The sequence below is a fragment of the Pseudomonas sp. PI1 genome, assembly GCF_000812405.1.
Classification (GTDB): Bacteria; Pseudomonadota; Gammaproteobacteria; order Pseudomonadales; family Pseudomonadaceae; genus Pseudomonas; species Pseudomonas citronellolis.
This window is the reverse complement of sequence record NZ_JWMC01000100.1, coordinates 72,272-81,416: the sequence shown is the minus strand read 5'-3', so window position 1 is coordinate 81,416 and position 9,145 is coordinate 72,272. Positions and strand designations below refer to the sequence as shown.

The 9,145-nt window shown below is 67.8% G+C and carries 7 protein-coding genes and 1 pseudogene; 5 read left to right on the top strand and 3 right to left on the bottom strand.

What is annotated here, in order from left to right; translation table 11 throughout:
* Nucleotides 1-231 precede the first annotated feature (231 nt).
* Complete coding sequence (locus tag RN02_RS29815; protein ID WP_043318966.1) at nt 232-1,173, top strand: MBL fold metallo-hydrolase; 942 nt, start codon at nt 232-234, stop codon at nt 1,171-1,173.
* A gap of 462 nt (nt 1,174-1,635) precedes the next feature.
* On the top strand, nt 1,636-1,908 hold the full coding sequence (locus tag RN02_RS29810; protein ID WP_009619536.1) for a hypothetical protein: 273 nt from the start codon (nt 1,636-1,638) through the stop codon (nt 1,906-1,908).
* 510 nt (nt 1,909-2,418) lie between these two features.
* On the opposite strand, the gene RN02_RS29805 is transcribed toward RN02_RS29810, so the two are convergent.
* Nucleotides 2,419-3,252 carry an oxidoreductase gene (locus tag RN02_RS29805; protein ID WP_043318964.1) on the bottom strand — a complete coding sequence of 278 codons (834 nt, stop codon included), beginning with the start codon at nt 3,250-3,252 and terminating at the stop codon, nt 2,419-2,421.
* Nucleotides 3,253-3,345: 93 nt separating this feature from the next.
* Here RN02_RS29805 and RN02_RS29800 point away from each other — a divergent pair.
* Both RN02_RS29800 and RN02_RS29795 read left to right on the top strand, forming a co-directional pair.
* Nucleotides 3,346-4,289 (top strand): annotated as a pseudogene (locus RN02_RS29800) (AraC family transcriptional regulator).
* A 331-nt stretch (nt 4,290-4,620) separates the two neighbouring features.
* Nucleotides 4,621-5,550, top strand: coding sequence for an AraC family transcriptional regulator (locus tag RN02_RS29795; RefSeq protein ID WP_052267940.1), 930 nt, complete (start codon nt 4,621-4,623; stop codon nt 5,548-5,550).
* A 36-nt stretch (nt 5,551-5,586) separates the two neighbouring features.
* Here RN02_RS29795 and RN02_RS29790 read toward each other — a convergent pair whose 3' ends face one another.
* Nucleotides 5,587-7,506 carry a tyrosine-protein phosphatase gene (locus RN02_RS29790; RefSeq protein WP_043318960.1) on the bottom strand — a complete coding sequence of 640 codons (1,920 nt, stop codon included), beginning with the start codon at nt 7,504-7,506 and terminating at the stop codon, nt 5,587-5,589.
* Between the two features lie 131 nt (nt 7,507-7,637).
* Entirely contained in the window at nt 7,638-8,030 is a 393-nt protein-coding gene (locus RN02_RS29785; protein ID WP_043318957.1) for a GFA family protein, read from the bottom strand.
* 466 nt (nt 8,031-8,496) lie between these two features.
* Here RN02_RS29785 and gfa point away from each other — a divergent pair, with 466 nt between their 5' ends.
* Nucleotides 8,497-9,075 (top strand): S-(hydroxymethyl)glutathione synthase, encoded by a 579-nt coding sequence (gene gfa, locus RN02_RS29780; RefSeq protein ID WP_043318955.1) that lies wholly within the window; start codon nt 8,497-8,499, stop codon nt 9,073-9,075.
* The last annotated feature ends 70 nt before the right edge of the window (nt 9,076-9,145 follow it).

Below are 9,145 nucleotides of genomic sequence, written 5' to 3'. Positions count from 1 at the left end.
GATACGGGGGGGGCTGGGCTACTGATAAAAATCCCTTCGTATACCCCCCCGCCACAGAGGTATAGCCCTGCCGTCTCGATGGAGAAGTGCGCCAGGAAGTCCCCCTCAATAGCATGGGTTCACAGCGGACGATTCGCTGCAACGGCCCTGCATTTCGGTGCTCGCCTATCGCCCAGCCGAGCCCGAAGGAACGACTTCCAGGTTATTGGCCACTTCTTCCGAGGAAACGTCATGAACATGCATCTGAACTATTCCGTCCAAAAGAATTCCACCCAAAAGAATGAACAACACCAGGAGAGGGAAGAGCTGGTGCCTTCGCGCTATGCGCTGCGGGTCGGCGAGATCGACGTGCTGGTGGTCAGCGATGGGGTGCTGCCGCTGCCGACCGCGACCATGTCCACCAATGCCGAGCCGGCCGCCCGCGCGGCCTGGTTCAAGGACATGTTCCTGGGCCCGGAGGCGTTCGACTGGGCGCTGAACGTGCTGGTAGTGCGCAGCGGCGAGCAGACCATTCTGGTCGACGCCGGCCTGGGCGGGCAGTTCCCCGGCTTCCCGCGGGCCGGGCAGTTCCCCCGGCGCCTGGAGGCGGCCGGTATCGACCTGGCGTCGGTGACCGACGTGGTGATCACCCACATGCACATGGACCATATCGGCGGGCTGCTCGTCGACGAGGTGAAGAACCGGCTGCGCCCGGATGTGCGCATCCACGTCGCGGCCACCGAGGTGGCGTTCTGGGCGGCGCCCGATTTCTCCCTCACCTCCATGCCGGCGCCGGTGCCGGACGTCCTGCGCGCGACTGCCGGGCAGTTCATGGAGGCATACCGCGACAAGCTGCGCACCTTCGAGGGCGAATACGAGGTGGCGCCGGGCGTGGTCGCCAGGCTCACCGGCGGCCACACGCCGGGGCATAGCGTGGTCCATGTCACGTCCGCCGGCGAGCGCCTGACCTTCGCCGGCGACGCCCTGTTCCCGGTGGCCTTCGATCACCCCGACTGGCACAACGGCTTCGAGCACGACCCCGAGGAATCGGTGCGCGTGCGCGTCCGTCTTATGCAGGAGGCGGCGGCCAGCGGTGAGCTGCTGGTGGCCACGCACCTGCCGTTCCCCTCCGTTGGCCGGGTGGCCGTCGACGGCGATGCCTTCCGTTGGATTGCAGCCTTCTGGGATTACTGACGGTCCGGCCCGCCCGGATGGGCTGCACACGTTCACCGGCCAGGAGCCCGGCGCCGGCCCGCTCCTGGCCTTCATGGATTCTCCTGAAATTTCCCACCCACATTCTCCCTTGTGAGCCTACAAGCCCCCTCGCTAGATTCCCTTCCGCCACGGTCAATCCCGTGGCCCGGATCGCAGTCCGGTCGAGTAGAGGAGTGCACGAAGCGCCGATGCACCTTGCACAGGCGCTTTTTCTTGCCTGCTGCGAGATGCAGTTATGGCGGGTCGTGCGGGGCGGGCTTCGGCCTGGCCGGTTCTTGCTTCTCTCGCCGGTACTGCGACCCCGTACGATCCGCCGCCCATTCCCGGGTTGGCGGCTCCTTCCTCCGTACTAAGGAGCAATGGAAATGCCGTATCACTTCGTGTCTGTCGTGTATCCCCCGTTGTCCCATTCGTCCTTCGCCTTCCCCCGGGAGGTGCGCCATGGCTGATCGCAGGCTGGTTGCGTTGCAGGCCCAGGCGTCCGAGGGCGTGCTCTATGTCGATACCGCCGCGCCGGCGGAGCATATCTACGATGTGGCCGAACGCCGGCTGAATGCGCTGGAGGACCTGTTGCGGGTGCTGGAAGTGCATGACGTCGGCGACGTGCTGGTGCACGAGACGTCGCGCCTGGCCTCCGCCCTGGTGCCGCTGGTGGGCGAGGCGCGGCAGTTGTACGGGCTGGCGCGGGAGAAGGCTCTGGTGGCTGGCCGGTAGGAGCAGCAGTCTTGCGCCGAGGTGCTCTTCGTAGGATGGGTTGAGCTTGCGAAACCCATGCGGTTGCGCTGATGGGTATCGCTTCGCTCAACGCCATCCTACGAAAAGCCGTGCTGCCTGGAACCGTAGCGGGCCCTGCCCGCGATTCGCGCGCAGGGCGCGCTCCTACAGGGGAATGGCGTGGGTGGGGCGGCGTAGGAGCGAGCTTGCTCGCGAATGGGGTTTACCGGTGGCTTGGGCGTCGGGTTCAAGAGCGCCCTCTCCCCAACCCTCTCCCGCAAGCGGGAGAGGGGGCTGTCCGGCGCGGGCGGGAGGTTCGGCGTCAACCTGTAGGAGCGACTGTCTTGCAGGCCCCGCCGAGGCGCTCTTCGTAGGATGGGTTGAGCCTTGGCGAAACCCATGCGGTGGTGGTGATGGGTATCGCTTCGCTCAACCCATCCTACGGGGTGTCATATCTGCCGGAGGGGGTAAGAGCGGACTCTGTCCGCGATTCGCGCGCAGGCCGACGCCTCATCCATCCGTGGAACGGGTGGTGGCTTCCCAGGCCGCTATTTCCTCTTCCAGCGCCTCCAGTTTCTGGCGCACCAGGCCGAGTGCGTCGCTGCCCAGCAGCAGGTGGGCGGGGGGATTCGCCGAGGCTATCGCTTCCAGCATGGCCCTGGCCGCTTTCCTTGGGTCGCCCAACTGCTTGCCGCTTTTTTCCTGGCGCGCCTGGCGCACGGGGTCGAAGAGTGCGTCGTAGTCGGCGATGCTGCGGGGGCTGCGGACCATGGAGCGACCGGCCCAGTCGGTGCGGAAGGAGCCGGGCGCGACGGCGGTCACGGCGATGCCGAAGCCTTCGACTTCCTTGCCCACCACTTCTGATATGCCCTCCAGGGCGAACTTGCTGCCGCAGTAGTAGGCAATGCCGGGCAGGGTGATGAAGCCGCCCATCGAGGTGATGTTGAGGATGTGGCCGCGGCGCCGCTGGCGCATGTATGGCAGCACGGCCTTCATCATCGCCACGGCGCCGAACACGTTCACGTCGAACTGCCGGCGCATTTCCGCCAGCGGGGATTCTTCGAGAATGCCTTCGTGACCGTAGCCGGCGCTGTTCACCAGCACATCCAGCGGGCCGACGGTCTTTTCGACCTCGGCGACCAGCGGCTCGATGGCCGCGAAGTCGGTCACGTCCAGCAGGCGCCCCAGCGCCCGGCCGGGGGCCAGGGCTTCGAGCGCGGCCCTGGCCTGTTCGCTGCGGACGGTGCCCACCACGCGGTGGCCGTCCGCCAAGGCCTCCTGGGCAAGGGCCAGCCCGAAGCCGCTGCTGGCTCCGGTGATCAACAAGGTTTTGTGAGGTGACATGGCGGTGGCTCCATTTCAGTGGGGATGAGCGCACAATACTTATCCGCCGGCCTGTTTTAGAGACCGTATCTTCTGACTTTATTGCCTAATCCTATGAACCGACATCATCCCTCGGAGCGAGAACGCATGGTCGCCCTGCTAGAGGCGCTGGCCCCCAACGAGGGGTACAACCTCACGTCGCTGGCCAGCGTGCGCATCCTGAGGTCGGACCGGCCCCTGGCGCGGACGCCCGTGCTCTACGACCCCGGCATCGTGATCGTGTGCCAGGGCTGCAAGCGCGGGTATTTCGGCGATCAGGTGTATGTGTACGACGAGCAGCATTACCTGGCCGTCGCCGTGCCGGTGCCCTTCACCATGGAAACGGACGCGACGGCCGAGCGCCCGCTGCTGGCCATCTACCTGCACCTGGATTTTCAGCTCGCCGCCGAACTGATGATCCAGATCGACCAGCAGCAGGCGCCCTCGCCGAAGGAGGCGCCGCGCAGCATGATGTCGAGCCCCATGGATGACGCGCTCGCCGCTTCCGTCCTGCGCTTCCTGGCGGCGCTGAACGACCCGCTGGAGGCGGCGGTGCTCGGCCCGGCCTTGCTGCGCGAGCTGTATTTCCGCGTGCTGACCGGCGCCCAGGGCACCGCCATGCGCGCGGCGCTGGCCATGCAGGGCGGTTCGGGCGGATCGCCAGGGCGCTGCGGCGCATCCACACCGATTACGCGCAGCCGCTCGACTTGCCGCAACTGGCCGAGGAGGCCGGCATGAGCGTTCCTTCGTTCCACAGCCATTTCAAGGCGATCACCCAGACCTCGCCCATGCAGTACGTGAAGTGCACCCGCCTGCACCAGGCGCGGCTGCTGATCGTGCGCCAGGGCATGACGGCGCAGGCCGCCAGCCATGCCGTGGGCTACGCCAGCCCGTCGCAGTTCAACCGGGAGTTCAAGCGGCTGTTCGGGCGTTCGCCGCAGGCGGAGGCGCGGCGGATGCGGGAGAGTTTTGCGATTCCGCCGGTGCATGGGGAGGGGGTGTATGTGTCTTCCCATTAGGCCGTTCGGCGCAATCGCGGACGGAGTCCGCTACTACGGGTGCGGGAGAAACGTCGTCGTAGGATGGTGTTGAGCGAAGCGATACCCATCAGCGCAACCGCATGGGTTTCGCAAGCTCAACCCATCCTACGAAAAGCCATGCTCGCTCATGCTGCAGGGGCGGACTTTGGGAGGAGGGCGCGGTATCACATCGTTGTAATCCGCGGCCGCTACCCTGGCGCCCGCATGTTGCCCGCCGCGGTGCGGGCGGCTTCCTGGCATTGCCGGCAGATGGGGCAGGACGGTGGACACAGGTACTTCGCGCAGGCCGTTTCTCATCCGTTCCGAGGACATGCACGCCGACGAGTTCGGCGCGCTGTTCACGCGGATGTTCGGCGATCTCTATTCCGGCCTTCCGCCCCTGCGGCGCAAGGTCGCCATCGCCGGCGTCTACGGGCGCTACGAGGGCGTCAGCTTCCGGCGCCTGAGCTTTCGCGGTGACTTTCTCACCGCGCTGCCCGACATGGATGACGAGATCACCTTCGTCTTTCCCACCGCCGGGCGCATCGTGTTCAACCAGGCGAGCGAGACCGTGGGTGTGCCCCAGGTCGGCCTGGCCATCGAGAAGGCCGCGGTGCGCTCGGTGGGCTTCGGCGACGGCCATGCGCAGTACGGGCTGTCGGTGCGCCGCGGGCTGTTCGCCAGGCGGCTCGCCACGCTGCTCGGCCGCCCTGTGGCGCGCCCGGTGCGCTTCCAGCCGGTGGTGGACCTGAAGGTGGAGGCCTTCCTGGGGATCAAGGCGATCGTCGGCATGGCCACCGGTACGGAGTTCGACGCCCTGGCCAGTTCCAGCGCGCTGATGCCCGCCCGCCTGCAGGAGATGCTGGTGGATTCGGTGCTGGAAGCCTGGCCGCACAACTACAGCGAGGCGCTGCGCCGGCCGGGGCCGCTGATTGCGCCGCGCCACGTGAAGCTGGCCGTGGAATACATCCGCGAGCACCCCGACGCCCTGGTCAGCGGCGGCGAGCTGGCGGCGCTGACGAATGTCAGCCTGCGCGCCCTGCAGGAGGGCTTCCGGCGCTTCGTCGGCTGCTCCATCGTTGCCTACCAGCGCCAGGTCCGCCTGGAGCGGGCGTACGACGCGCTGCGCCAGGACGCTTCGCCCTCGGTCAGCGAAATCGCCCTGGGCCTGGGCTTCAGCAACGTCGGCCGCTTCTGCCAGTACTTCCAGGGCGCCTTCGGGCTGAGCCCGGCGGATGTGCGCAAGGGCATCCGCCATTAGCGATGCCCGGCCAGTCGGCCGGGCAGGGGCGGGCGGTCAGAACTGGTAGCTGGCCTTGAGGCTGCCGCTGTAGCCATGGCTGCCGCTGCCGCTCAGGGCGCCGACTTCCGCGCCCAGGCTCAGGTCGCCGAGGCTGGCCATGACGTTCACCGCGCCGCTGAACTGGTCGCGGTTGTCGAAGGCGGCGCGCTGGGCGACGTCCAGGCCCAACAGGTGGCCTTCGCTGTCGACCTTGTAGTCGCCCAGCGCGTGGTCGTAACCCAGGTCCAGGCCCGGCACCAGTTGCCAGCCGCCGCTCAGGGCGATGGGCATGAAGCTCACCTTCAGGTTGGCGACGGCGCTGCGGCGGGTCTGCTCGATGCCGTCGACGTCCAGGGCCAGTTCGCTGCCTTTTTCCTGGAAGCCGGACAGGTCCAGGTGGCTGATGCGCACGCCCAGGCTCGGTTCGAGGATCGCGTCGCGCACCGGGATGCGGTAGCCCAGCGCCACGCCGGCGCCGCTGAGAGTGCCGTGGCTGTCGCCCTTGGCGGTGCCCAGGCCGCCGCCCAGCTCGCGCTTGCTGTCGTAGTCGAGCCAGCCGGTGCTCAGGTCGGCGTCGACGAACAGGCCCTGCTCCAGGCTGCCCGGGGCGAAGCGTGCGCCGGCGCGGAGGAAGGTCAGGTCGGTGTCCACCTCGCCGCCCGCGCCGCCGACGCTGCCGCGGCTGTAGCCGAAGCCGGCGTTGGCGCTGAGCTGCTCGCTGAAGCGCTGGGTCAGGCCGATCATCAGGCCCTGGGTGTGTTCGTTGCTGCTGGCGGCCCGGGACGAGCCGTCGTTGCCCTGGTAGCCGGCCAGGGCGGTGCTCCACAGGCGGCGCTGGCCGGGCTTGAGGTCGGTGCCGCTGGCGAAGGGCGCGGCGGCCCTGTCGATCAGCGCATCCTGGCGCAGCAGGTAGCTGGCGGCATCGGCGTGGGCCTGGCCGCCGACGGTGGACTCGACGCCGCCGAGGCTGCCGGCGTCGATGGCCGATTGCAGGTAGTAGTTGTAGGCGCTGTAGGCGCCGGAGAGGCTGCTGTTCTGCAGTTGCTGCAGCAGTTGCGCGCCGGCGGCGGCGTTGCCGGTCAGGCCTTCCGTGCCGGGCAGGCTGTTGTAGTAGACCATCTTGCCGCGCAGCACGTAGAGGGTTTCCTGGGACAGGCCCAGGCCTTGCTTGAGGTAGTTGTCCATGCTGCCGTACCGGGCCACCACTTCGTCCAGGCCGGCCTGCAGGTAGCTGGCCTGCACGCCGAGCAGGGGCGCATAAACGGCTGCCATGCTCGGTGGTAGCGCCGCCAGGGTCGCGGCGATGCGCTGGGCGGTGTAGTCGTTGGTGGCCAGGTAGTTGGCCATGATGGTGGCGTTGTCCACCCCGGCGATGCTCAGCAGCACGGCGGCGGTCCAGCCGGTGCGGTCCTTGCCGGCGGTGCAGTGGAAGAGGGCGGCGCCGTCGGCCGCGGCCAGTTCGTTGAACAGCTCGGCGAACTGGCTGCGCATGCCCGCGTCGCTGACGAAGGCGCGGTTGGTTTCTTCCATCATCGCCACCGCCTCGGCGGCGCTGCCGAAGGAGATGTTGGTGACGTTCGCCCCGGAGGTGGTGCTGCCGATGATGTCGATGTTGCGGTAGGCGGCGCCGGCGGGCAGGGTGTCGGGCGTGGCGGCGATTTCGCTGGCGGTGCGCAGGTCGAAGACGTTGCTGATGCCCAGGCCATCGAGCGTGGCCAGGTCCGAGGCCGTGGGCGTCAGCGCGTTGGAGCGGTAGAACACCCCGGAGCGCATGGTGCCGTCGTTGGCGGTGGTGTAGGCGGTGGTGGTTCCGGCGATGTCGCGGAAGTTGTCCATGCCGGTCAGCCGCGGGGTGTCGAGGGTGTAGGTCTCGGCGGCGTGGGCGGCGATGGACAGGCTGAGGGCGGACAGGGAGAACAGAACACGATGCAGCACGATGTAGCCTCTTCGAGCGGGTTGGCGGGGCTACTATCTGCATCGTTGCGAACCGGGATATTACAGTTCGCGGTAGCGGCAAAATCACGGCGCGATCTGTCCGTGGGCTGCGTTTTTCGTCCGTCGTGCGCCTACTCCTCGAAGCGGCCGGTGCCCTCGCGGTCGCGCTCGTAGTGCCTGGCCAGCGGGAACGCCGGCAGCCAGGATTCGCGGCGAAGGGTCCAGAGTTCGTAGGTCGGCACGAACTGGTCCGGGGCATCCAGGGCGCCCAGGTTCACTTCCACCTCGTCGGCGCTGCGCAGGAACACCGACGAGCCGCAGCGCGGGCAGAAATACCGCCCCGCGTAGTCGCGGGTTTCGCCCTCGATGCTCACCGCGGCCTCGGGGAATATCGCCGAGGCGTGGAACAGCGCGCCATGGTGCTTGCGGCAGTCGAGGCAGTGGCAGAGGCCGACCCGGTAGGGGCGCCCCGAGGCCACGAAGCGGACGTTGCCGCACAGGCAACCGCCGGTGAACTGGTCCATGCTGCATCTCCTCTGGAATCGAAGGTTCGGAAGTCCGCCGTGAAAAATAGCAGCCGGGCGCGACGCGGCGCTGTACGAATCCAAGCGCGGCGGGCGCGACAGGATTCGCCTGGTGGCCGGCGGCGAGGCGTAGGCTATGCCGAGACGCTTTTCGTAGGATGGGTTGAGCTTGCGAAACCCATCGGGCCATGGCGATGGGTATCGCTTCGCTCAACCCATCCTACGGTTCCGCTGCCGGGCAACTATGCTGCAGGCTATGCCGAAGCGCTTTTCGTAGGATGGGTTGAGCTTGCGAAACCCATCGGGCCATGGTGATGGGTATCGCTTCGCTCAACCCATCCTACGGTTTCCGCTGCCGTGGACTCACCGTCCACGCCTCGTGCTACCCATTTCGACCGCCAGGGCTTCGCGGCATGGCATGTCGCCGTGCCGGCCCTGGCGCAGCGAACGCCAGGAGGTCAACCCCATGAGCGCGATTCACATTCACCCCTCGCTGGACAACGGCATCCGCCCGGCCCGCGCCGATTTTGCCGGCGGCACCCTGCAATGCCTGTGCGCGACCGACAAGGTGGAGGTCGCGGTCGGCGCCCAGACGCTGCACAACCACGCCTGCGGCTGCACCAAGTGCTGGAAGCCCGCGGGGGCGATCTTCTCGGTGGTGGCGGTGGTGCCGCGGGACAAGGTCAGCGTGGTGGCACACCCCGAGAAGCTGCAGATCGTCGACGACAGCGCCGTCATCCAGCGCCACGCCTGCCGCGAGTGCGGCGCGCACCTGTTCGGGCGCATCGAGAACCCGGGGCACGCCTTCTACGGCCTGGACTTCGTGCATACCGAACTGTCCCCGCAGGAGGGCTGGTCGGCGCCGGGCTTCGCCGCTTTCGTCTCTTCGGTGATCGAGAGCGGCACCCCGCCGGCGCAGATGGACGCCATCCGCCAGCGCCTGCGCGAACTCAACCTGGAGCCCTATGACTGCCTGTCGCCGCCGCTGATGGACGCCCTGGCCACCCATGCCGCCAAGCAGAAGGGCACCTACCGCGAGGCCTGACGGCGCTGGCGGGGCGGCCGGCCACCTGATAGAGGCCCTCGGTCAGCGCGGGCCTCGTCAGGCATACTCC